We start from the raw sequence: 22,440 nt of genomic DNA, 5'->3' as shown, positions 1-22,440 counted from the left end.
GTCAGGAGAGAAGCATGAGCGCACCGATGACCCGAGAGCAGGCGGCGTGGTTCGCCGAGACGTTCACCCGACTCGTCGACACCGTCGGCGGCGTCGTGCTCGGCAAGGACGACGTCATCCGGCTCGCATTCACCGCGATGCTCGCCGAGGGCCACCTGCTGCTCGAGGACGCGCCCGGCACGGGCAAGACGCAGCTGGCGAAGTCGATGGCGGCGACCGTGCAGGGCACGAACCACCGCATCCAGTTCACGCCCGACCTGCTGCCCTCCGACGTCACCGGCGTCACCGTCTACGACCAGAAGACCGGCGAGTTCGAGTTCCACAAGGGCCCGATCTTCGCCTCGATCGTGCTCGCCGACGAGATCAACCGCGCGAGCCCGAAGACGCAGTCGGCGCTGCTCGAGGTGATGGAGGAGGGCCGCGTGACCGTCGACGGCACGCCCTACTCGGTCGGCCGCCCGTTCATGGTCATCGCGACGCAGAACCCGATCGAGCAGGCCGGCACCTACCGCCTGCCCGAGGCGCAGCTCGACCGCTTCCTCATGAAGACGTCGATCGGCTACCCCGGCCGCGAGCAGACGGTCCGCATCCTCGCCGGCGCCTCGAACCGCAACGCATCCGCCGGCGTGCAGCCCGTGATCACCACCGGTGCGATCGCCGAGATGATCGACCTCGCCTCGACGGTGCACGTCGACCACGCCGTGCTCGACTACGTCGCGCAGCTCTCGGAGCACACCCGCGAGTCGAAGGACACGCGCCTGGGCGTCTCGGTGCGCGGCGCGATGGCGCTCATGCGCGCGGTCAAGGTGTGGGCCGCGTCGAAGGGCCGCGCGTTCGTGCTGCCCGACGACGTCAAGGAGCTCGCGCAGTCGGTGTGGGCGCACCGCATCGTCATCGACCCCGAGGCCGAGTTCTCGGGCGTCACCGGCGACCGCATCATCGACCGGGCGATCGCCGACGTCGCCGCGCCGCAGGACCGGCAGCACGCTGCATGACGACGGCGCCCGAGCGGGCGACGTCGACCGCGCCCCCACCTGACACCGCCGGCGTCGCCGACACCGGCGCATCCGGCACCACGCGGCTGCGCCGCGCAGCGCTGCGCGACCGCACGCCGCTGCAGCGCGCGCTCGACGCGGTCGTCGGGGACGAGTCGGTCGTCTCGGCGTGGTGGCGGCAGGCGGTGCGCAGGCTGCGCGCGCGGGTGTGGCCAGTGCTCGAGCCGATCACCGGCTTCGGCTGGGCGGTGCTCGTCGGCACGGCCGTCGCGCTCGTCGCGGGCATCGGGCTCGGCTGGAAGGAGCTCATCGTCATCGGCATCGCCGGGGCGCTGCTGCTCGTCGGCGGCATCGGCTTCATCGTCGGGCGCAACCGGTACCGCATCGAGCTCGACCTCGCCTACACGCGCGTCGTCGTCGGCGAGCGGGCGCTCGGCCGGATCGAGATCCACGCCGCCTCGACGAAGCCGCTGCTGCCCGCGACGATCGAGGTGCCCGTCGGGAAGGCGCTCGCCTCGTTCCACCTGCCGCGCATGCAGCCGGGCGACGTGCACGAGGACGTCTTCGCGATCCCGACGAGCCGCCGCACGATCCTGCAGGTCGGCCCCGTGCGCTCGGTGCGCGGCGACCCCGTGGGGCTGCTGCGACGGCAGGTGAAGTGGACCGATCCGGTCGAGCTCTTCGTCCACCCGAAGACGGTGCAGCTCGACGAGACCGCGCCCGGCCTCATCCGCGACCTCGAGGGCATCACCACCCGCGACCTCACGAGCAGCGACATCGCGTTCCACGCGCTGCGCGACTACGTCGCCGGCGACGACCGCCGCTACATCCACTGGAAGTCCTCCGCCCGCACCGGCCAGCTCATGGTGCGCCAGTTCGAGCAGACCCGGCGGAGCGTGCTCGCGCTCGGGCTCTCGACGAGCCCCGACGACTACGCCGACCCGCAGGAGTTCGAGACCGCCATCTCGATCCTCGGCTCGCTCGGCCTGCAGGCGGTGCGCGACGAGATGGATGTCGTGGTGCAGACCTCGCGCCGCACGCTGCCGGCGACGACCGGCAAGCGGCTGCTCGACGCGCTCTCGGGCGTCGAGTGGTCGCCGCGCCACGACCGCTTCCTCGACCTCGCCGCGACCATCGCGCGGCAGCACGCCGGGGCATCCGTCGTCATGCTGCACGCCGGCGCGAACGTCGACCCCATGCTCGTGCGCCGCGCGCGCACGCTGCTGCCGACGCAGGCGCGCGTCATCGTCTTCACCGTCGTGCGGGGCGCGAGCCCCAAGCTCCGGCCCATCGGCGACGTCGCGCTCGCGACCATCGGCTCGGTCAGCGACCTGCCGCGCGTGATGCGGGGGGTGGCGCTCCAGTGAGCCGCGACCAGCTCCTGCCGCGCACGCCGGCGCAGGCGGCGATCGACTGCGGCGCCGTCCTGATCGTGATGGTCGCGGCGACGCTCTCGTTCGGGCCGGTCTTCGGCGGCCACGCATACCTCGTCGCCGGCATCGGCGGCGCGCTGGCCGGCATCGCCGTGGGCGTCGCGACGAGCCTGCGGCCGCTGCGCAGCTGGCTCATGACCGCCGCGGGCGTCGTGCTGGCGCTCATCGTGCTGGGGCCCGCGCTCGCGGTGCCGCGCAGCACCCTGTTCGGCGTGCTCCCGACGCTCGAGGCGTGGCGCGAGCTGCTGCTCGGCGTCGTCTACTCGTGGAAGGGCCTGCTGACCGCCGAGCCGCCCGCCGAGGGCTTCCCGAGCCTCCTCGTGGTGCCGTTCCTCACGATGCTCGTGTGCGCGACGCTCGCGACGGTGCTCGCCCTGCGGCTGCGCCGGGGCGCGCCCCTCGCGATGCTCCCGGGGCTCCTCGCGCTCGTCGTCGGCATCGCCTTCGGCACCAAGATCGCCTTCTGGCCGATCGCGCTCGGCGTGGTCGTGGCGGGCGTCGTCGTCGCCTGGTGGGCCTGGCGCCGGGCGTCGTGGCGCACCGGGCTCAACGACGAGGTCGAGGTCACGAACGACACGCGCCACCGGGTGCGCGCGCGCCGGCAGCGGTCGCGCGGCGCGATCGCGATGATCGCCGCCGCCATGGCGGTCGCTGCGCTCGTGAGCATCCCGATCCAGCCGCAGAGCCGCGCCGTGCTGCGCGACGTCGTCGAGCCGCCCATCGAGCTCGCCGAGCACCCGAGCCCGCTCGCCGGCTTCCGCGACTGGCACAAGAACTTCGACGAGGAGGCGCTGCTCACCGTCCGCGGCATGCCCGAGGACGGGCGGCTGCGCATCGCCACGTTCGACTACTACGACGGCACCGTCTTCGCCGTCGCCGGCGCGCAGCAGACCAGCGGCTCCGGCTCGTTCGCGCGCATCGGCGACGAGGTGCTCGTGCAGCAGTCGGGCGACCCGGTCGAGGTGCGGGTCGACCTGCAGGCGTACTCGGGCATCTGGGTGCCGGGCGTCGGCTACACGCAGTCGCTGCGCTTCGACGGACCGCGCGCCGGCGAGCTGCAGGGCTCGCTGCACTACAACGGCCAGACCGGCACCGCGATCGCGCTCGACGGGCTCGCCGCCGGCGACGCCTACACGCTCGAGGCGATCGTGCCCGAGCAGCCCGACATCGACGAGCTCGAGGGCGTCGCGATCACGAGCGTCGACGTGCCGGAGCCCGCGGTCGTGCCCGACCTGCTGCAGGCATGGGTCAACGAGCGCGGCGCGACCGGCCAGAACCAGTTCGAGAACATCCTCGAGATGCAGCGGCTGATGACGAGCGGCGCCTTCAGCCACGGCCTCGAGGGCGACTTCCCCTCGCTCGCCGGCCACGGCGCATCCCGCATCCAGTCGATGTTCGACCAGGAGGTGCTGCTCGGCGACGACGAGCAGTACGCGACCGCGTTCGCGCTCGCGCTCTCGCGCATCAACGTGCCCTCGCGCGTCGTGATGGGCCTCTACCCGGACGACGGCTTCACGGGCGGCGACGAGCCGGTCGAGCTCACCGGCGGCGACATGCACGCGTGGGTCGAGATCCCGTTCGAGGGCTACGGCTGGGTGCGGTTCGACCCCACGCCGCCCGAGGACAACGACAGCATCCAGCCGGAGCCCGAGCCGCAGCCGCAGCCCAAGCCGCAGGTGCTGCAGCCGCCGCAGCCGCCGGAGGAGCCGGCCGAGCTCTCGCCCGACACGGTCGCCGACGAGGGCCAGGAGGACGACGAGGAGGTCGAGGACGCCTCGTGGGGGATCTGGCTCTGGATCGCGGGCGGCGTGCTGCTGCTGCTCCTGCTGCTCCTGCTGCCCTTCCTCGTCGTCGGCGCGCTGAAGGCCGCGCGGAGGAAGCGGCGCTTCCGCGCCGAGCGCGAGAGCGACCGCCTCTCGGGCGGCTGGCACGAGGTCGTCGACCACGCGGTCGACCTGGGCCTGCCCATCCCCGCCGGCGTCACCCGCCGCGAGGTCGCCGGGGTGGTGGAGGATCGCTACCCTCGGTCGAGGGCGACGGCCATCGGCGACTTCGTCGACGAGGGCGTCTTCGGACCGGGCGAGCCGGCCCGGGATGACGTGGATGCGTTCTGGGCAGACGTGGAGCGCAGCGTCAAGGGCATGCGCTCGGAGGCGACGCCGCGGCGACGCCTGCTGAGCACGCTCTCGCTGCGGTCGTTCGCGAGGCGCAGGCAGGAGCGGAGGCGACGATGATCTGGGAGATCGACGAGGGCAGGACGGTCGTCGAGGGGCTCGACGAGTCGGGCCGGCCCGACCCCGAGTACGCCGCCGCGCTCGGGCTGCGCCCCGCTCCCTTCGGGCGCCGCGCGCTCGCCTCGGCCATCGAGCTCGCCGTCTTCGCGCTCGTGCACCTGCCGTTCTGGATCGTCGCGCTGCCGACGGTGCTGAAGGTCGTCACGGGCTCGCTGCAGCCCTACGGGCTCGTGTCGCACCCGGACTTCGTGTGGATGGTGGTCGCGACCGTCGTCTCGGCCGTCCTCGCCACCGCCTTCTCCATCGTCCAGATCGTGCTGCACGGCCGCAGGGGCGTGACCCTCGGCAAGGCGTTCGTCGGCATCCGCAGCGTCAACGTGGCGACGCTGCAGCGGCCCGGGGTCGGCAGGGCGCTGCTGCGCGCGCTCGTGCTGTGGGCGAGCAGCGCGCTGCCCGTGCTCGGCACCGCGCTCTTCCTCGCCTCGCCGCTGCTCGACAGCGAGAAGCGCGGTCGGGGCTGGCTCGACAAGGTCGGCCGCACCTGGTTCGTGGATGTCCGCGACGGGCTGGACCCGTACCACGACAAGAAGATGCGCATCGCGCGGAAGACGATCGCCGCCGAGCCGGAGGCGGCCAAGTCGCAGCTGCCGTCGCTCGCGACCCCCGCCGACCGGCTCGCGCAGGCCTACCGCCCGGGCGCCCGCACGAGCTCGGGCGTCGTGGGCGTCGCGCGCCCCCAGCAGCCGGGCGGCGACGCCGTCGGCATCGGCGCGCAGCCGGCGGAGCCCGCGCCCAGCCACACCGTGCCGGGCATGCCGGCGGGCGGGGCCCGCCTCGGCGGGTACCGGCCGGGCGAGCTGAGCGGCGCCGCGCGCCCCATCGCACCCTCCTCGCCATCGCCCGGCGCCGGCGAGGGCCTCGGCGGCATCGTCGACAGCGTGCCCGGCGGCCGCCCGGCCCCGGCCGCGAGCCGTCCGGTCGCCTCGCCGACGCACCCCGCCCCCGCGCCGTCGGGCCCGATCGACGAGCACACGATCATCGAGCCGGATCTCGACGGCGGCTTCGACGACGGCTCGGACGAGGGCATCGACGACCGCACCGTGCGCCGCGTGGAGGTCGTCGAGGCCGACGACGACCTCGACGCCACGCGCGCGCGGGCGTCGACCCGCGCGGCCGTCGCGACGCTCGCGTTCGACAGCGGCGACCGGTTCGCCATCACGGGCGCCGCGCTCATCGGGCGCAACCCCGCGCCGGCCGCCGGCGAGGTCGTCGAGCACCTGCTGCCGATCGCCGACGACACGCGCTCGATCTCGAAGACCCACCTGCTCATCACCGCGGCGCCGCTCGCGGCGGTCGACCGCGCGTCGACGAACGGCTCGAGCGTCGTGCGCGGCGGTGTCGAGCACCCGCTCGCGCCGGGTGCGCCGTTCGCGCTCGTGCCCGGCGACGTCGTGCGGTTCGGCGACCGCACCGTGACGGTGGAGGGGGTCGCGTGAGCGCCGTCGGCGAGTTCCGCTTCAGCCACCCGTCGATCGCGCTGCGCTGGGCGGGCGCCACCCACCCCGGCGCGCGCCGCACCGTCAACGAGGACTCGGTCTTCGCCTCCTTCCCGGTCTTCCTCGTCGCCGACGGCATGGGCGGCCACGCCTCCGGCGACGTCGCGAGCGCGCTCGCGGTCGAGGCGTTCCGCAGCCTCAAGGGCCGCACGCTCGCCGACGTCGCGTGCGTCGAGGAGGCCGTGGAGCGCGCCTTCGACGACGTGCGCACGCGCGCGCTCGACGAGCCGATCGGCGGCACGACGCTCACGGGCTCGGTGCTCGTCGACGTCGACGGCGTCGCCCACTGGCTCGTGCTCAACATCGGCGACTCGCGCACCTACCTCTTCGAGCAGGGCGCGCTGCAGCAGGTGACGGTCGACCACTCCGTCGTGCAGGAGCTCGTCGAGGCAGGCGCCCTCCGCCGCGCCGAGGCCCGCAGCCACCCGCACCGCAACGTCATCACGCGCGCCCTCGGGCCCGGCGAGCGCCAGGCCGCAGACGTGTGGCTGCGCCCCGCCGAGCGCGGGCAGCGCCTGCTCGTCTGCTCGGACGGGCTCACCGGCGAGGTCGAGGACGACGAGATCGCCGAGATCCTCGGCGACGTCGCCTCGCCCGCCGCCGCCGCGGCGCTGCTGCTGCGCCGCGCCCTCGACGCCGGCGCGCCCGACAACGTCTCGGTGGTGGTCGTCGACGTCGACGCCGTCGCCCTCGCCGACGGCGACCTGCACGACACGCACGCGCAGTCGGTCGACGACACGATCCCGAGGGAGGCGCTGCGATGAGCGCACGCATCGAGTACGCGCCCGGCGAGGCCTGGTGCGTCGCGGCCGGCCGCGTGGTGCTGGTCTGCGAGCGCGACCTGCCGCCCGTGCGGGCGCGGGCGCTGCACGACGCCGCGGCCGCGGTCGAGTCGGTGGACGACCTCCGCGCGGTGCTCGACGTCGAGCCCGCCGCGCTCCTGGGTCTCGTCGACCTGCCGGGCGAGCGCACGCTGCTGCGCCGGCTCGGCGTGCCGGCGACGACCGCCGACGCCGCGCTGCCCGACCGGTTCGGCGCCGAGTGGGCGGCGGATGCGCTGCGGCCCGACGAGGCGGTGGCCGCGGGCGGCCTCGCGGCGCTCGACGCCGCGACGCTCCCGTTCGACGGCGGCGTCGTCCGCGTCGCCGCCGTGCGCGTCGCGCCGGTGGTCGAGCCCGAGCCCGCGCTGCCGGCGGCGGACGCCGCGCCGGAGCCCGCGCCCGCGCCGGCGGCGGGTGCGTTCGGGCAGACGGCGCCCATGCCCGCGCCGGCTCCCGCGCCGACGCCGGCCCCCGCCACCGCGCCGGCCCCCGCCCCCGCGCCGACGCCGCCCGCGCCGGACGAGGATCGCGCAGCGGCCGACGTCCCCGCCGACACGGGCAACCCGATCGGCGGCCTCATCGACTCCGTGCCGGGCTTCATCCGGCCCGCGGTCGACGTGCGGGCGATCCCCGAGCCCTCACCGCCCGCACGCGCGGCCGAGCCCTCGACACCCGCCGCCGCATCCGCGCCCGAGCCGGTGCTCCCGCCCGCGGCCGCCGGCGACCACGACGGCATGACGATCACCGCCGAGCAGGCGCGCCGGCTGCAGGCCGAACGGGCCGAGGGCGGCGCTCGCGAGCCGGCGCCCGCCACCGGACCGCTCGTGCTCTCGACCCTGTGCCCGCGCGGCCACGTCAACGCGCCCGGCACGGCGCACTGCGCCCAGTGCGGCGCGCGCGTCGACGAGAGCTCCGCCGCGCAGCGCCGCCGCCCCGAGGTCGCGGTCGCCGTGCTGCCCTCCGGCGAGCGCGTGCCGCTCGGCCGCGGCGTGGTCGTCGGCCGCCGCCCGCGCTCCCGCCGGGTCGAGGACGGCCGCGTGCCGCGCCTCGTGACCGTCGACAGCCCGGGGGAGGACGTCTCGCGCAGCCACCTCGAGCTGCGCATCGAGGACTGGAACATCGTCGCCGTCGACCTCAGCTCGACGAACGGCACGCTGCTGCTGCGCGAGGGCTCGGCGCCGCAGCGGCTGCGGCCGGAGGCGTCGACCATCCTGCAGCTCGGCGACCGCCTCGACCTCGGCGACGGGGTCGTGCTCACGATCGAGCCGGTCGGCGACGCGGCCCCCGACGGGACGACCCGATGAGCCCGAAGCGCGCGCCCTCGGCCCCGCCCGAGCTGCCCGGCTACGACTACGTCTCGCTGCTGGGCTCCGGCGGCTTCGCCGACGTCTTCCTCTACCAGCAGCTGCTGCCCTCCCGCCGCGTGGCCGTGAAGGTGCTGCTGCCCGACGCCGTCAACCGCGAGCTGATCGAGAACTTCCGCCACGAGGCGAACGTCATGGCGCAGCTGTCGACGCACCCGTCGATCGTGACGATCTACGGCGCTGCCGTCGCTCCCGACGGCCGGCCCTACCTCGCGATGGAGTACTGCCCGAAGCCCAACCTCGGCGTGCGCTACCGGCGCGACCGGTTCGCGTTGCCCGAGGTGCTCTCGCTCGGCGTGCAGATCGCCGGCGCCGTCGAGACCGCGCACCGGGCGGGCATCCTGCACCGCGACATCAAGCCCGCGAACATCCTCGTGACCGCCTACAACCGCCCCGCGCTCACCGACTTCGGCATCGCGACGAGCGCCGGCGGCGCCGACGACACGAGCGGCATGTCGATCCCGTGGTCGCCGCCCGAGGCCTTCCAGGATCCGCCCCGGTCGAGCCCCGCATCCGACGTCTTCTCGCTCGCCGCCACGCTCTCGACGCTGCTCGCGGGCCGCACGCCCTTCGAGCTGCCCGGCGGCAGCAACACGAGCGTCGACCTCATCGACCGCATCCAGCGCGGCGAGATCTCGCCGCTCGCCCGTCACGACGTGCCCCCGCGCCTCGAGGCGGTGCTCGCGTCGGCGATGGACCCCGACCCGTCGCGCCGCTACGCGTCGGCGGTCGCCTTCGGGCGCGCGCTGCAGCAGGTCGAGGCCGAGATGGCGCTGCCGGTGACGCCGCTCGACGTGCTCGACGACTCGCTCGACGCCGACGAGGTCGACGAGGAGGACGGCGGCGCGACGCGCATCCGCGGCGTCGTCTCGATCGACCCGCACGCGGGCGAGCCCGCGCCGAGCGCGCTCGTCGCCCCCGACGCGACGATCCGCCGCCCGCGCCCCGGGCAGGCGGTGGCGGATGCGTCCGCGCCGGTCGCGCAGGACGCCCCGGCCCCGGCGGCGCGCGACCCGCGCCGCACGGCGGCGGCGATCGTCGGCGCCGCGCTCGTCGTGCTCGTCGGCGGCGGCATCGTGTGGATGGCGCTCGCGGCCGGCGACGAGCCGCCGCCGTCGGGGAACCCCTCCGCGACGGTCGCCGCGCCGGCGCCCGCGCAGCGGCCGCCGCAGCCGATCAACGTCGTCGGCGAGGTCGACGGCGAGACCGTCGTGTTCCGCTGGGTCAACGCCCAGCCGCAGGAGGGCGACACGTTCCAGTACCGCACCGAGCCGAGCGACGCCGACCCGGTGACCGCGATCGTCAACACCCCGGAGGTGGCCGTGCAGCGCGATCCTGATGGCGAGACCTGCGTGCTCGTGCGGCTCGTGCGCGCCGACGGGCGCGCCTCGAACGACGCGACGGGGTGCGTCGATGGCTGAGGCGCCCGTGCTGCAGATCGAGTTCGCCGGCGAGTGGTGCACGCTCGACCCGGCGAAGCCGTTCGTGATCGGCCGCGAGGGCGACCTCACCGTCGACGACAACCAGTACCTGCACCGCGCGTTCCTCGAGCTGCGCCACCGCGACGGGCTGTGGTGGCTGTCGAACGTCGGCTCGCGCCTGTCGGCGACCGTCTCGAGCGCGGGCGGTGCCGTGCAGTCGTGGCTCTCGCCCGGCGCGCGGCTGCCGATCGTGTTCTCCGAGTGCTCGATCGTCTTCACCGCGGGCCCGACGACCTACGAGCTGGGGCTGCACTGCGACGACGCCTCGTTCGCGATGTCGACCGAGCACCGCCGCCGCTCGTCGGGCGAGACCACGGTCATGCCGGTGGGCCTGACGCAGCTGCAGAAGCTGCTCATCGTCGCGCTCGCCGAGCCGATGCTGCGCCGCGACGGGGTCGGCGTGAGCGAGCTGCCCTCGAGCGGCGCCGCCGCCGAGCGGCTCGGATGGACGATGAGCCGCTTCAACCGCAAGCTCGACAACGTCTGCGACAAGCTCGACCGGATGGGCGTGCAGGGCCTGCGCGGCGGTGTCGGGAAGCTCGCGAGCAACCGTCGCGCCCGGCTCGTCGAGTACGCCGTCTCGTCGCAGCTCGTCACCCGCGCCGACCTCGACCTGCTCGACGACCCGGCGCTGCGCGACGCCGACGACCAGGACTGACCGTGAGGATGCCTGCATGAAGGTCAAGCTGACTCTCCACCGCCCGTCGACCGAGGCGACCGACGTCGTCATCACCGCCGACTCGACGGCGACGGTGGAGGACGTGGCGCGGCAGATCGCGCTCGCCGACCCGGCGCGCTCGATCCCGTGCTCCGATGCCGACACGCTCACGCTCGCCGTCGCCCCGCCCACCGAGCAGGCGCTCGTGCAGCTGCAGCCCGACGCCCTCATCGCCGAGGCGCCGATCGGCAGCGGCTTCCACACGCAGGTCGTCAACCTCGGCGCCGCCGGGGCGCAGCGCGGCGGCCGCGCAGGCACCGCGCTCGAGGCGGTCGCGGTGCTGCGCGTCGTCCGCGGCCCGCTCGCGGGGCAGGAGTTCCAGCTCGCCCGCGGGCACGCGACGATCGGCCGCGACGCCGCGAACGACATCGTGCTCGCCGACCCGCTCGTCTCGAAGCGGCACGCCCGCATCGAGGTGGGCGCGCACATCGAGGTCGTCGACCTCAACTCGGCGAACGGCGTGCTCGTCGACGGCGGCCTCGTCTCCCGCCTGCGGGTCGTGCCGGGGGCGGTCTTCACCATCGGCGACTCCGACCTGACCGTCTCGCTCGTGGGCGCCTTCGACGCATCCGGCCCCGACCCCGTGCTCGAGCGCGGCGGCGCGCTCATGTTCAACCGCAGCCCGCGCGTCGAGGCGCGCTACCCGGGCACCGCGTACAAGGGCCCGCGGCTGCCGAAGGAGATGGTGCAGCGGCTCTTCCCGTGGCCGATGCTCGTGACGCCCATCCTGCTCGCCGGCGCGCTGTTCGCGATGACGAACAACCCGCGGTCGATCATCATCGCGCTCATGACGCCGCTCATGCTGCTCGGCAACTTCATCAACATGCGCACCCAGAACGGGCAGAAGCGCAAGCTCGAGACGCAGCTGTTCGAGACCCGCTACGAGGAGCTCGAGGAGACCCTCTACCGCGAGAAGCCCGTCGAGGAGCGCCTGCGCGGCCTCGAGGTGCCGCCGGTCGCCGAGGTCTTCGAGCACGCGATGCGGCTCGGCCCCATGCTCTGGACCAGGCGCCCCGAGCACTGGAACTTCCTGTCGGTGCGGCTCGGCACCTGCCGCGCCGAGTCGCGCAACTCCATCAAGGACGAGGAGTCGCAGGACGGCCTGCCCGAGTACATCGAGCGCGTCGAGCGCCTGCGCGAGCGCTACCGCTACGTCGACGACGTGCCGATCGTCGAGTCGTTCTCGGCCGTCGGCTCGATCGGCGTGGCGGGCCCGAAGTCGCTCGCGGCGGATGCGCTGCGGGGCCTGGCCGTGCAGCTGTACGGCCTGCACGCCCCCAACGAGGTCGTGACCGTGGCGATCTGCGACGCGGAGTGGACGGGCGAGCTCGAGTGGATGAAGTGGCTGCCGCACACCACGAGCGAGACGAGCCCCTTCAAGGAGATGCCGCTCGCCGACTCCGCCACGGCCGGCGCCGCGCTGCTCAACGCGCTCGAGGAGCTCGTGCTCGGCCGCTCGAAGCAGGCCGCGCCCGACCGCAAGACGCCGTTCGACGAGGAGTGGGACCCGATGCGGTACGGCTCCGACGTCGAGCGCGCCGCGAAGGACACCGTCACGAGCATCCAGACCTCGGTGGTGCTGGTCGTCACGAACGACGCGCCGGTCGACCGGCCGCGCCTCACGCAGATCCTCGAGCGCGGCTCGGCGGTCGGCGTCTACGGCGTGTTCGTCGCGCCGACGGTGGAGTCGCTGCCGGCCGTCTGCCGCTCGTTCGTCGACGTCTCCGCGGGCCTCGGCGCCGCGCGCGTCGGCACGGTGCGCTCGGGCGTCGACTACGAGGGCGTCACCGTCGAGGGCGTCTCGAACGACTACATGCAGATGCTCGCCAAGCGCCTCGCGCCCGTCGTCGATGCGAGCATCGTCATCGACGACTCCTCCGACATCCCCGACTCCGTCATGCTGCTCTCGCTCGTCGGGCCGGAGCTCGCCGAGGACCCGAGCGCGGTCGTCGACCGGTGGCGGCAGGGCAGCACGATCCTCGACCGCTCGGGCGCGCAGAAGCCGCGGCTGAAGAAGGCCGGCACGCTGCGGGCCATCATGGGCCAGGGCGCGACGGACGCGATGACGCTCGACCTGCGCACGCAGGGACCCCACGCGCTCGTCGGCGGCACGACGGGCGCCGGCAAGTCGGAGTTCCTGCAGGCCTGGGTGCTCGGCATGGCGGCGGCGCACAGCCCCGACCGCGTCACGTTCCTGTTCGTCGACTACAAGGGCGGCTCCGCGTTCGCCGACTGCGTCGAGCTGCCGCACTGCGTCGGGCTCGTCACCGACCTGAGCCCGAACCTCGTGCGCCGCGCGCTCACGAGCCTGCGCGCCGAGCTGCACCACCGCGAGCACCTCTTCAACCGCAAGAAGGCGAAGGACCTGCTCGAGCTCGAGAAGCGGCAGGATCCGGAGACGCCGCCGGCGCTCGTGCTCGTCATCGACGAGTTCGCGGCGCTCGCTGGCGAGGTCCCCGAGTTCGTCGACGGCGTCGTCGACATCGCGCAGCGCGGCCGCTCGCTCGGCATCCACCTCATCATGGCCACGCAGCGGCCCGCCGGCGTCATCAAGGACAACCTGCGCGCGAACACCAACCTGCGGGTGGCGCTGCGCATGGCCGACGAGTCCGACTCCAAGGACGTCGTCGACGACCCCGTCGCCGCGTCGTTCCCGCCGTCCATCCCCGGTCGCGGCATCGCGAAGACGGGGCCGGGCCGGCTCGTGCCGTTCCAGTCCGCCTACGCGGGTGGCTGGACGCGCCCCGACGAGGCGAAGCCTGCCGACGTGAAGGTCGCCGAGCTGCGGTTCGGCTCGGTGCAGCGCTGGGAGCCGGAAGCCGCGCCCGAGTCGGACTCGCACGACGAGGACCTCGGCCCCAACGACCAGAAGCGCATGGTGCGCACCCTCATCGAGGCGACCCGGCTCGCCGGCATCCCGGCGCCCCGCCGCCCGTGGCTCGACGACCTGGAGACGACGGTCGACCTGCGCGACCTGCCCCAGGGCGGCGACGGCCGCATCGTGCTCGGCAAGGCCGACATCCCCGAGCGCCAGCGGCAGGACGCGGTGCACTTCCACCCCGACCGCGACGGCTCGCTGCTCGTCTACGGCACCTCCGGCTCGGGCAAGTCGACGCTGCTGAAGACGATCGGCATCGCCGCCGGGATCCGGCCGGAGCTGAGCCGCGCCGAGGTGTACGGCCTCGACTTCGCCTCCGGCGCGCTCAAGTCGCTCGAGGTGCTGCCGCACGTCGGATCGATCATCGCCGGCGACGACGCGGAGCGCGTGCAGCGGCTGCTGCGCTCGCTCGGCCGCGAGCTCGACCGCCGAGGGAAGGCCTTCGCCGCCGCGAGCGCCGCGAGCCTGACCGAGTACCGCGAGCTCGTCGACCCGTCGACGAGCCGCATCTTCCTGCTGCTCGACAACTTCCCGCAGTTCAAGGCCGACTGGGAGATCACGAGCGCCAGGTCGCCGTTCTACCAGGTGTTCATGCGCATCCTCGGCGAGGGCAGGCCGCTCGGCATCCACGCGGTCGTCACCGCCGACCGCTCCGGCGCGGTGCCGACGGCGGTGAGCTCGAACATCTCGCGCCGCGTCGTGCTGCGCCTCTCGGACGAGTCGGGCTACATGCTCGTCGGCGCCCCGAAGGACGTGCTCGACGACCGGTCGGCGCCGGGGCGCGCGATCGTCGACGGCCTCGAGATGCAGGTCGCGACGCTCGGCGGCACGCCGAACGTGGCCGAGCAGACGAAGCTCATGGGGCAGCTGGCGCAGGCGCTGCGCGAGCAGGGCGCGCCCGACGTCGAGGAGATCGGGGCGCTGCCCACGCGGCTCTCGCTCGAGCAGCTGCCCGACCGCGTCGACGACCTGCCGGTGCTCGGCGTCGCCGAGGACACGCTCGCGCCACGCGACTTCGACCCGGTCGGCACGTTCATCGTCGCGGGACCGCCCGGATCGGGCAAGACGAACGCGATGCGCGCGCTGGTCGTGGCGATGGAGCGGTTCGACCCCGACGTGCGGCTGTTCCACTTCGCGGGGCGCCGGTCGGCGCTCGAGGGGTTCCGGCCGTGGGTGCGCAGCGTCACGAAGCCGGATGCCGCGAAGGAGCTCGCGACCGAGCTCGCCGAGATCGTCGGCGACGAGTCGATCCCCGGCCGCATCATGATCGTGGTCGAGAACGTGCCGCAGTTCGCCGACTCGGACGCCGAGCGCGCGCTCAAGGCGCTCTTCCAGGCCGTGAACCGCAGCGACCACCTGCTGATCGGCGATGCCGACATCACGCAGGTGACGGGCGGGTACGGCTTCATCGGCGACTTCAAGGCCGGCCGGAAGGGCATCGTGCTGAAGCCCGACGCCTACGACGGCGACTCGGTCTTCAAGGTGCCCTTCCCGAAGGTCAAGCGCGGCGACTTCCCCGAGGGCCGCGGCATCTTCGTGCAGCAGGGCCGCGCGGTCACGGTGCAGCTGCCGCTCGTGCCGGAGGGCGCCGCGCTCGCCCCGCAGGCGCAGCCCGAGCCCGCGGGCATGGGGAGTCCTCCCCATTGATGGGGGAGCGGCCCCTCCGTAGCGTGGGGTCTCGGATGGTCCGGCTGGGCCATGGATCGGCAACGATGAAGGGATCGGACCCATGAGCGATTTCGGCGCCTCCTATGCGGAGATGGAGTCGGTGGCGGGCAAGCTCGACACCGGCAAGGAGGACATCTCGGGTGTCCTGAAGGACCTGAAGAGCCAGGTCGACACCCTGCTGGGTGAGGACTTCAAGACGCAGCACGCGTCGGGCAAGTTCGGCGAGGGCTACGAGGAGCTGACGACCGGCCTCGAGCAGGCGATCGAGGGCATCTCCGACATGGGCGAGGCCCTGCGCGGCATGATGCAGGCGATCCAGTCGCTCGACGAGCAGATGGCCGGCAGCTGACCGCAGCGGCATCGAGGGGCCCGGCAGCGATGCCGGGCCCCTTCCGCGTGGTCCGGGCAGGGCGATCCGGGTGGGCACCTCTCCCCATCGCGCTCCCAGCGCGCGAATCGTAGAGTCTTCCTCAGGTGGCCCGGTCGGGCCCCGGAACACGATCCGAAGAGGAGACGGCCATGAGCGATTTCGGTGCTTCCTATGCCGAGATGGAGTCGGTGGCGGGCAAGCTCGACACCGGCAAGGAGGACATCTCGGGTGTCCTGAAGGACCTGAAGAGCCAGGTCGACACCCTGCTGGGCGAGGACTTCAAGACGCAGCACGCGTCGGGCAAGTTCGGCGAGGGCTACGAGGAGCTGACGACCGGCCTCGAGCAGGCGATCGAGGGCATCTCCGACATGGGCGAGGCCCTGCGCGGCATGATGCAGGCGATCCAGTCGCTCGACGAGCAGATGGCCGGCAGCTGAGCCGATGCTCGCTGAGGGGGCCGGCGACGTCGGCCCCCTCCACGCGGCGCGGAGCGGCGCGCACCGGGTGGGGAGTCCTCCCCATCGCCGGGCGCGGCGGCCCCGCATAGGTTGGGGATGACGGAGGGCGCGACTGCCGCGCCGAGCAAGGGGAGATCATGCACGACGTGCTCATCACGTTCGATGAGCTGCTCGCTCTGCGCATGCAGCTCGACGAGATCATCACCGAGCTCGAGAGCGCCGGCGACCGGTCGAGCGAGCTCGAGGCCGCGATCGGGCGCCCGTTCGGGCGCGGCGACCTCCGCGACCGGGCCGGCGACTTCGAGAGCCGCTGGAACGACAAGCGGGTCGACCTCGCCCGCGACATGACCAAGGTGCGCGACCACGTCCAGGGCGTGCTCGAGGGCTTCGCCGAGTTCGACCAGGAGGCCGCGCTGAAGCTCGAGTCCTCCGACGCCGCGGCCTGATCCGACGGAGGAGACCGAGATGGTGTACGCAGGACCGCAGTCGCCCAAGGGCCGCTGGATCGAGTACGTCGAGGGCGACGCCGGCAGCATCGTCGAGCGCGGCGAGCGCATCGAGCAGCTCGGCCAGTCGATGATCGCGAGCGCCGACACGCTCGAGCAGGTGAAGGACGGCGCCGACGGCCAGCGGGGCCTCGCGGTCGAGAAGCTGCGCGAGGTGGTGGGCGACACCTACGGCCTGCTGCGCGAGGCCGGCGAGCTCTACGAGCCCACGGGGCCCGTGCTCATCGCCTACGGCGAGGCGCTCGCCGACGTGCAGCCCAAGATCACCGTGCACGTCGACGAGTGCGCCGCGCTCTGGGCGACGTTCCAGTCGCTGCCCGGCTCGGTCGAGCCGCGCGGCACGGGCGGCTGGTTCGAGCCGGAGGCCGACAGCCCCGAGGCGCAGCAGCAGGCCGAGGAGGACGCCGCGAAGCTCGCCGCCTACGAGGCGTGGGAGGCGGAGGCCGGTCGCTGGGACGCCGACTACGACACGTGGGAGGACGCGTTCGACACCGCCGCGAAGGACATCGGCGAGGTGCTCGAGGGCAAGGTGAAGGACGGCTTCTGGGACAACGTCGACGGGTTCGTCGCCGGGCTCCAGAAGGCGCTGGCCTGGGCCGGCCTCGTCGTGGGCGTGCTCGCGATCATCGTCGGCGGGCCGATCCTGGCCCTCATCGGCGCCGTGATCGGCGTGATCGCGCTCGCGCTCACGATCTACCAGAAGATGCGCGGCGACGCCGGCTGGATGCAGCTCGGGCTCGCGATCGTCGGCGTCCTGCCGTTCGGCAAGCTCGGCAAGATCGCCGGCGGCAAGTTCAGCTTCGCCGACGACATGTTCGGCGGCGCCTTCGGCAAGACGGCATGGAGCGCGGCCGGCTCGCAGGCGCGCGAGCTCGGCTTCGCCTACCTGTTCCACGGCCGCGGCGCGAGCGGCGTGCTCGGGGGCCTGCGCCAGTTCGTCACCGGCAACAACCCCAACGGCATCGGCGACGTCATGGCGCGGCTGCTGACCGGGCGCGACATCGCCGCCTACGAGAAGATGAGCGACGGTGCGACCGGCATCCTCCCCGCGCTCGCCACCGCATCCGACCTCATGCACGGCCTGATGGGCGTGCCGCTCAAGTACGACGGCTGGATCTCGATGTTCAGCGGGCATGAGACGATCAAGAAGCGGTTCCCGGCCTTCGACATCCTCTGGTGAGCGAGGGCTCGGCGACGGGCGGCGACGGAGGGTGCGAGCGGTGACGGACATGTGGAGGATCTCTGCGAGCACGGCCGCTCCCGGCTGGCTCGGCATGCCCGAGCCGGGCGGCGACGACGCGGGCTGGGTGGCCGAGCGCTCCGAGGGGCTGCGGCGCGCGTTCGGCGATCGGTGGACGCCCGAGCTCGACCGCGCGGTGCCCGTGCTGCTCGAGGCCGGCCTGTCGCGCCGCGACCCCGACGACCTGCTCGCGTGGCAGGTGTGGCCGGGCGCGCTGCCCGTGTTCGCCGTCGTGCGCGCCCGCGTCGTCGACAGCGCCGCGATCCCCGACTGGCGCGAGTCCGGGGCCGCCGTGCAGCCCTTCCGGAGCGCGACGCTCGGCGACGGCGTGCAGGTGAGCGCGACCGCCTCGATCGACGACGTGCAGCCGGGCGCTGCCGCGGGCTTCGTGCTCTACGCGTTCGACGACGGCGCGGCGACCGTCGTCGTGTCGGTCGAGCCGACGCTCGCCGAGGTGCTGGCGCTGTGCATGCCGGGGCTGCGCGACCTCGTCGACGGCATCGAGGTGCACCGGCCCGACGGGTCGGCGTTCCGCGGCTCGCCGCACCCGGCGTTCGTCGCAGACGAGGCCGGCTGGCCGCTCGAGGAGGGCGCCGCGTGAGCCTGCGCCACGGGAGCGCCCTCGCCTGGGCCGACGACCTCTCCGCCGCCGCTGAGCCGCGCCTCGGCATCCTCGAGGCGTACGCGCTGCAGCGGCACCCCGAGGCCCTCGCCCACATGGGCGACGACGGCGCCGGGCTCGCCCGCGTCGCCGCCGCGAAGGGCAGCGGGATGGCGGGCCTGTGGCTCATGCTGCCCGCGCTGCTCGCGCTCATCGCCCCGCTCATCGGCCTCGCCGCCATCCTCGGCGACCCGCTCGGCCTCCACCGCATGGACGCGAGCATCTCGGTGCCGATCGCCGGCGCCTGCTTCGCGATCGCCGCCGTCGTGCAGGCGGTGGCCGCCGGCTGGTGGCTGCGCGGCCGCCGCGAGCGCCACGGCACGCTGCTGCTGCTCGGCTTCGGCACCGCGGTCCTCGCGGGCCTCACCGCGTGGACGATGAGCAGCGCCGGGGCGCTGCAGGCCGTCGCCGACGCGGGCCCGTGGCGCGTGCCCGTGCTCATCGCCGGCGTCCTCGGGCTCGCGCTCGGCGTGCTCGTGCTCGTCGCCGGCTCGCGGGTCGACGCGGGCGCGGCGGAGCGCGAGGCGGCCGAGCGCGCGCACGACGGCGATCGCCTCCGCGCCGCCCTCGCGACGATCCCCGCGAGCGAGCTCGACCGCATCCGCGCCGACCGCGACGGCGCCATCGCGCTGCTCGTCGAGCGCGGGCGCATCCCGGCCGAGACAGGGGAGCGGGCGCAGCGCGCCGAGCTCGGCACGCTGCACCGCATCGACACCGAGGCGAGGGGACGCCGATGAGCCAGGACACCGACCTTCGGGCCGCGCTCGGCGCGCCGCCCGAGCCCGACTTCGAGCTCGAGCTGCCGCCGGGCTGGGCGCGCCACCGGCCGGACCGCGCCGAGCAGGACGCGATGACGGCGAGCGTGCGCGCGCGGGCGATGCAGGCCCACCGGCCCGACCTGCTCGCGCAGGCGCAGTCGATGCTGCGCGAGTCGTTCGAGAGCATGCGGCGCGGCGACGTGCGCGCGTTCTTCACCCCCACCGAGCCGGGCGACGACACGCTCTGGATGCCCGCATCCATCCTCGCCTCGGTGCGCCGGGCCCAGCCCGACGTGTCGCTCGACGACGTCGTGCGCCACGCGATCCGCGAGTACGGCGCGACCGCGCTCGACGACGACCGCCGCATCGTGCGCTTCGAGCGCGACCGGCTCGAGTCGATGGGCGACGAGTCGATGCGGGTGCTCACCGTGGTCTACCTCACGCCCATGCCGGGCACGCACCGCCGCGCGGCGCTGCAGCTGACGGCGACGCTCGCCCGCCCGCTCGACGTCGAGGCAGACGACCCGCTCGTCGACGGCATGCGGGTGCTGTTCGACGCGTGCGCGTCGACGCTGCGCTGGGTGCGCCCCCGCCCGTAGGCGCGCCATGGGGAGTCCTCCCCATTCCCGCCCGGCGCCGCGCTCCCTAGCGTCGCAGGCGAGGGGGCTCCATGACCGACATCCGCATCTCCTACGCGGAGCTCGACGGCGCGGTCTCGCACCTCGAGCACGTGGCCCGGCAGCTGGGCGCCTCCGATCGCACGAGCGAGGCCGTCGCCGAGGCGGTCGGCCACGAGCTGCTCGCCGCGCGGGTGCTCGACTTCGCCGACACGTGGGACGACACGCGCGAGCGCTTCCAGGAGGCCGCGGAGCGCCTCGCGGCGACGGTCGACGGGATCGCCGACGCCTACCGGCACGCCGACCGGCGGCTGGCGGCCGACGGATGAGCCTGGGGCAGCTCGAGGGGCGGTGGCCGGTCGTCGAGGGCCACGGCGACGCCTACCGCCGCACCGCCGCCGCGATCGAGCAGGCGATCGCGCACCTCGACGCGATCCGCGACGAGGAGGCCACCCGGGCGCAGGCGTTCGACCGCGTGCGGGAGGCGGCGGGCGAGGTGGCCGAGCAGCTCGGGCGCGCGACCTCGCGCTACGCCGTCGCGGGCGAGGCGCTCGTCGACTACGCCGAGCAGCTGCGGGTCGCGCAGGACGAGGCCGACGAGGCGGATGCGCGGTGGCGGGCGGCCGACGCCGCCGCGACGGCGGCCGCGGCCGAGCGCGACCGGCTGGCCGTCCAGGCCGCCGGTGCCGACGCATCCGCCGCCCTCGTCGCCGAGCAGCAGCGCGTCGTCGAGCAGCACGCCGCGGCGCGGGAGGCCGCCGCCGACGCGTGGGCCCTGGCGCGCGAGCGCAAGGAGCGGGCGGCGGCGGATGCGGCGGCCCGCATCCGCGCGGAGGTCGCGGGCTCGTCGCTGCGCGACTCGCTGTGGGACGACGTGCGCGGCGCCGTCGGCGACCTGCTCGAGGCGGTGGCCGACGCGCTCGTCGAGGCGATCCGGTGGCTCGGCGCGATCGTGCTCGCCGCCGTCGCGGTCGTCGTCGCGGCCGCGCTCGCGATCGCCGTGATGGCGACGGGGCTCGTCGGCCTGCTCATCGGCGGGCTCGCGCTGCTCGTCCTCGGCTCGTGGGTCGCCGGCGGCGGGTACGAGGCCTTCGTGCGCACGCTCGTCGCCACCGGCTCGCTCGAGGCGGCGCTCGTCGGCGGCACGATCGGCTGGCTGCACGGCACGCTGCCGTGGCTCGCCGACTGGCTCGTCGCCGGCGATGCGGGCGTGCCGCAGCTCGTGTGGACCGGTGCGCAGCCGGCGCGCACGGGGGAGCCGGGCGGCTTCGGCGACCACCTGGCCCGCCTGCAGGCCGGCAACCGCGGCGTCGACGCGCACGCCGGCGGGCCGACGGGCACCGACCCGGCCGCCTCGACGATGGTCACCGTGACCGCGGTGACCGACGGGGCGGCGACGGTGTGGCGCGTGCACATCCCCAGCACGCAGATGTGGAAGCCGGGCTCGTCCTCCATCAACGACGTGCACGCCGGCGTGGCGGCGACGCTCGGCGACGGGCCCACGCAGCTCGAGCGCGCCGTGGTCGAGGCGATGCGCCAGGCGGGCGTGCCGCAGGGGGCGAGCGTGCTGCTGTCGGGGTGGAGCCTCGGCGGGCTCACGGCCGCGCGCCTCGCGGCCGATCCCGCCTTCACCGCCGCGTACGACGTCGACGCGGTCGTCGTGGCGGGTGCCGGCATCGACGCGACGGCGATCGGCGGCCACATCCCCGTGCTCGCGTTCGAGCACGGGCGCCGCGACGGCACGGTCGACCCGGTGCCGCTCGCCGAGGACCCGAGGCTGCCGAGCCTCGCCGCCGACGCGCACCGCACCACGGTGCGGGTGCCTCCGCCCGGGCTCGCCGGGCCCGTGCCGCACGACGGGCGGTCGTACCAGGCCACGATGCAGGAGCAGGGCGACCTCGCGGGCTCGCGCGCGGCGACCTGGATGGCGCTCCACGACCTCGAGCGCTACTTCGTCGGGCTCGAGCAGCCCCACTCGTCGATCTTCGTGCGGGGGCGGCCATGAGCCTCGTGCTCGCGCTGCCGGGCCGGTGGTTCGCGATGCCCCTGGGCCGGCCCGACGCGCCGGCCCGCATCCGCGCCCTCGCCGAGGAGCTGCACGGCGGCGCCGACGACCGCGCGGGTGTCCGCATCGCGCTGCGGCGCAGGCTCGGGGCGGCGCTCGAGCGCACCGAGGCGGGCGGCGCCGAGCAGCTGCACCTCGGCATCGCGCTCGAGGCCGACGTGCCCATGCCGGCGGCAGCATCCGTCTACCCCGGCATCGCCGTGCCGACCGCGGCGAGCACCGGGCCCGACGACGTGCTGGCCGCCCTCGTGCCGCTCGTGCTGCGCGCCGCGCACGAGGGCGAGGGCGGCACCGCGCGCCCGGGCGACGACGACCGCGTGCTGCGCTCCGGGGCCTCGCGCATCCTGCGCCGCCCGACGGTGCGCGAGGCGGGCGGCGCGGGGGAGCTCCCGGCGCTCTCGGTCGACTGCTGGATCACCGTGCCGGGCGATCGCCGCGCGGCGCTGCTGCACCTCGACGTGCCGCTCGTCGCCCCGCCGCAGCTGCTGCTGGCGCTCTGCGACGCGATCGCCCTCGCGGCGCGCTTCGAGCGGCCGCTCGCGCTCGCCGACGAGCTGCGCCGCGCGGCCCGCCCGCGCGCTTGACCGTGCAGGCGGCGTGGCCCTATCCTTGATCGG

Annotated in this window: 19 protein-coding genes; all 19 read left to right on the top strand. The window is 74.5% G+C overall.

Annotated elements, in window-relative coordinates:
• Positions 1–14 precede the first annotated feature (14 nt).
• The 19 genes from AC1RNL_RS01445 (at position 15) to AC1RNL_RS01355 (ending at position 22,407) form a co-directional block, all read left to right on the top strand.
• Positions 15–995, top strand: a complete 981-nt coding sequence (locus tag AC1RNL_RS01445) for an AAA family ATPase (protein WP_225792695.1) — start codon at positions 15–17, stop codon at positions 993–995.
• Positions 992–2,362 carry a DUF58 domain-containing protein gene (locus tag AC1RNL_RS01440; protein WP_492934215.1) on the top strand — a complete coding sequence of 457 codons (1,371 nt, stop codon included), beginning with the start codon at positions 992–994 and terminating at the stop codon, positions 2,360–2,362. The genes AC1RNL_RS01445 and AC1RNL_RS01440 overlap by 4 nt, the downstream gene beginning before the upstream one ends.
• The gene (locus AC1RNL_RS01435) at positions 2,359–4,662 is read left to right on the top strand and encodes a transglutaminase TgpA family protein (protein ID WP_492934214.1); all 2,304 of its coding nucleotides are present in this window, start codon (positions 2,359–2,361) and stop codon (positions 4,660–4,662) included. The genes AC1RNL_RS01440 and AC1RNL_RS01435 overlap by 4 nt, the downstream gene beginning before the upstream one ends.
• On the top strand, positions 4,659–6,158 hold the full coding sequence (locus tag AC1RNL_RS01430; protein ID WP_492934213.1) for an RDD family protein: 1,500 nt from the start codon (positions 4,659–4,661) through the stop codon (positions 6,156–6,158). Before AC1RNL_RS01435 ends, AC1RNL_RS01430 begins: the two co-directional genes overlap by 4 nt.
• The gene (locus tag AC1RNL_RS01425; protein ID WP_246993336.1) at positions 6,155–6,982 is read left to right on the top strand and encodes a PP2C family protein-serine/threonine phosphatase; all 828 of its coding nucleotides are present in this window, start codon (positions 6,155–6,157) and stop codon (positions 6,980–6,982) included. The genes AC1RNL_RS01430 and AC1RNL_RS01425 overlap by 4 nt, the downstream gene beginning before the upstream one ends.
• Entirely contained in the window at positions 6,979–8,343 is a 1,365-nt protein-coding gene (locus AC1RNL_RS01420; protein ID WP_492934212.1) for an FHA domain-containing protein, read from the top strand. Before AC1RNL_RS01425 ends, AC1RNL_RS01420 begins: the two co-directional genes overlap by 4 nt.
• On the top strand, positions 8,340–9,824 hold the full coding sequence (locus AC1RNL_RS01415; RefSeq protein ID WP_492934211.1) for a serine/threonine-protein kinase: 1,485 nt from the start codon (positions 8,340–8,342) through the stop codon (positions 9,822–9,824). Before AC1RNL_RS01420 ends, AC1RNL_RS01415 begins: the two co-directional genes overlap by 4 nt.
• On the top strand, positions 9,817–10,542 hold the full coding sequence (locus tag AC1RNL_RS01410; RefSeq protein WP_246993342.1) for an FHA domain-containing protein: 726 nt from the start codon (positions 9,817–9,819) through the stop codon (positions 10,540–10,542). The genes AC1RNL_RS01415 and AC1RNL_RS01410 overlap by 8 nt, the downstream gene beginning before the upstream one ends.
• Before the next feature lie 16 nt (positions 10,543–10,558).
• Positions 10,559–15,127: a type VII secretion EssC family protein gene (locus AC1RNL_RS01405; RefSeq protein WP_492934210.1), complete on the top strand. Its 4,569-nt coding sequence runs from the start codon at positions 10,559–10,561 to the stop codon at positions 15,125–15,127.
• Positions 15,128–15,209: 82 nt separating this feature from the next.
• A complete protein-coding gene (locus AC1RNL_RS01400; RefSeq protein ID WP_128189931.1) occupies positions 15,210–15,497 on the top strand; it encodes a WXG100 family type VII secretion target in 288 nt (95 codons plus the stop codon).
• A gap of 170 nt (positions 15,498–15,667) precedes the next feature.
• A complete protein-coding gene (locus AC1RNL_RS01395; protein ID WP_128189931.1) occupies positions 15,668–15,955 on the top strand; it encodes a WXG100 family type VII secretion target in 288 nt (95 codons plus the stop codon).
• A gap of 158 nt (positions 15,956–16,113) precedes the next feature.
• Positions 16,114–16,422 carry a flagellar protein FlgN gene (locus tag AC1RNL_RS01390; protein WP_128189932.1) on the top strand — a complete coding sequence of 103 codons (309 nt, stop codon included), beginning with the start codon at positions 16,114–16,116 and terminating at the stop codon, positions 16,420–16,422.
• Positions 16,423–16,441: 19 nt separating this feature from the next.
• The gene (locus tag AC1RNL_RS01385; RefSeq protein WP_128189933.1) at positions 16,442–17,662 is read left to right on the top strand and encodes a hypothetical protein; all 1,221 of its coding nucleotides are present in this window, start codon (positions 16,442–16,444) and stop codon (positions 17,660–17,662) included.
• A gap of 40 nt (positions 17,663–17,702) precedes the next feature.
• The gene (locus AC1RNL_RS01380; protein ID WP_492934209.1) at positions 17,703–18,323 is read left to right on the top strand and encodes a hypothetical protein; all 621 of its coding nucleotides are present in this window, start codon (positions 17,703–17,705) and stop codon (positions 18,321–18,323) included.
• A complete protein-coding gene (locus tag AC1RNL_RS01375; protein ID WP_492934208.1) occupies positions 18,320–19,120 on the top strand; it encodes a hypothetical protein in 801 nt (266 codons plus the stop codon). The genes AC1RNL_RS01380 and AC1RNL_RS01375 overlap by 4 nt, the downstream gene beginning before the upstream one ends.
• Positions 19,117–19,740: a hypothetical protein gene (locus AC1RNL_RS01370; RefSeq protein ID WP_492934207.1), complete on the top strand. Its 624-nt coding sequence runs from the start codon at positions 19,117–19,119 to the stop codon at positions 19,738–19,740. Before AC1RNL_RS01375 ends, AC1RNL_RS01370 begins: the two co-directional genes overlap by 4 nt.
• Positions 19,741–19,811: 71 nt before the next feature.
• On the top strand, positions 19,812–20,087 hold the full coding sequence (locus AC1RNL_RS01365) for a hypothetical protein (RefSeq protein WP_128189937.1): 276 nt from the start codon (positions 19,812–19,814) through the stop codon (positions 20,085–20,087).
• Positions 20,084–21,763: a hypothetical protein gene (locus AC1RNL_RS01360; RefSeq protein WP_246993354.1), complete on the top strand. Its 1,680-nt coding sequence runs from the start codon at positions 20,084–20,086 to the stop codon at positions 21,761–21,763. The genes AC1RNL_RS01365 and AC1RNL_RS01360 overlap by 4 nt, the downstream gene beginning before the upstream one ends.
• Complete coding sequence (locus tag AC1RNL_RS01355; RefSeq protein WP_246993356.1) at positions 21,760–22,407, top strand: hypothetical protein; 648 nt, start codon at positions 21,760–21,762, stop codon at positions 22,405–22,407. The genes AC1RNL_RS01360 and AC1RNL_RS01355 overlap by 4 nt, the downstream gene beginning before the upstream one ends.
• The last annotated feature ends 33 nt before the right edge of the window (positions 22,408–22,440 follow it).

It is taken from the genome of Agrococcus sp. GW821-FHT14H11 (assembly GCF_058803545.1).
This window is presented reverse-complemented; position numbering and strand designations above follow the sequence as displayed.

Excerpts from the sequence above, each read along its gene's own strand:
- AC1RNL_RS01365 (WP_128189937.1), top strand. The coding sequence starts at position 19,812 with ATGACCGACATCCGCATCTCCTACGCGGAGCTCGACGGCGCGGTCTCG.
- AC1RNL_RS01370 (WP_492934207.1), top strand. The coding sequence starts at position 19,117 with ATGAGCCAGGACACCGACCTTCGGGCCGCGCTCGGCGCGCCGCCCGAG.
- AC1RNL_RS01410 (WP_246993342.1), top strand. The coding sequence starts at position 9,817 with ATGGCTGAGGCGCCCGTGCTGCAGATCGAGTTCGCCGGCGAGTGGTGC.
- AC1RNL_RS01440 (WP_492934215.1), top strand. The coding sequence starts at position 992 with ATGACGACGGCGCCCGAGCGGGCGACGTCGACCGCGCCCCCACCTGAC.
- AC1RNL_RS01415 (WP_492934211.1), top strand. The coding sequence starts at position 8,340 with ATGAGCCCGAAGCGCGCGCCCTCGGCCCCGCCCGAGCTGCCCGGCTAC.
- AC1RNL_RS01385 (WP_128189933.1), top strand. The coding sequence starts at position 16,442 with ATGGTGTACGCAGGACCGCAGTCGCCCAAGGGCCGCTGGATCGAGTAC.
- AC1RNL_RS01390 (WP_128189932.1), top strand. The coding sequence starts at position 16,114 with ATGCACGACGTGCTCATCACGTTCGATGAGCTGCTCGCTCTGCGCATG.
- AC1RNL_RS01420 (WP_492934212.1), top strand. The coding sequence starts at position 6,979 with ATGAGCGCACGCATCGAGTACGCGCCCGGCGAGGCCTGGTGCGTCGCG.
- AC1RNL_RS01395 (WP_128189931.1), top strand. The coding sequence starts at position 15,668 with ATGAGCGATTTCGGTGCTTCCTATGCCGAGATGGAGTCGGTGGCGGGC.
- AC1RNL_RS01430 (WP_492934213.1), top strand. The coding sequence starts at position 4,659 with ATGATCTGGGAGATCGACGAGGGCAGGACGGTCGTCGAGGGGCTCGAC.
- AC1RNL_RS01360 (WP_246993354.1), top strand. The coding sequence starts at position 20,084 with ATGAGCCTGGGGCAGCTCGAGGGGCGGTGGCCGGTCGTCGAGGGCCAC.
- AC1RNL_RS01405 (WP_492934210.1), top strand. The coding sequence starts at position 10,559 with ATGAAGGTCAAGCTGACTCTCCACCGCCCGTCGACCGAGGCGACCGAC.
- AC1RNL_RS01400 (WP_128189931.1), top strand. The coding sequence starts at position 15,210 with ATGAGCGATTTCGGCGCCTCCTATGCGGAGATGGAGTCGGTGGCGGGC.
- AC1RNL_RS01445 (WP_225792695.1), top strand. The coding sequence starts at position 15 with ATGAGCGCACCGATGACCCGAGAGCAGGCGGCGTGGTTCGCCGAGACG.
- AC1RNL_RS01355 (WP_246993356.1), top strand. The coding sequence starts at position 21,760 with ATGAGCCTCGTGCTCGCGCTGCCGGGCCGGTGGTTCGCGATGCCCCTG.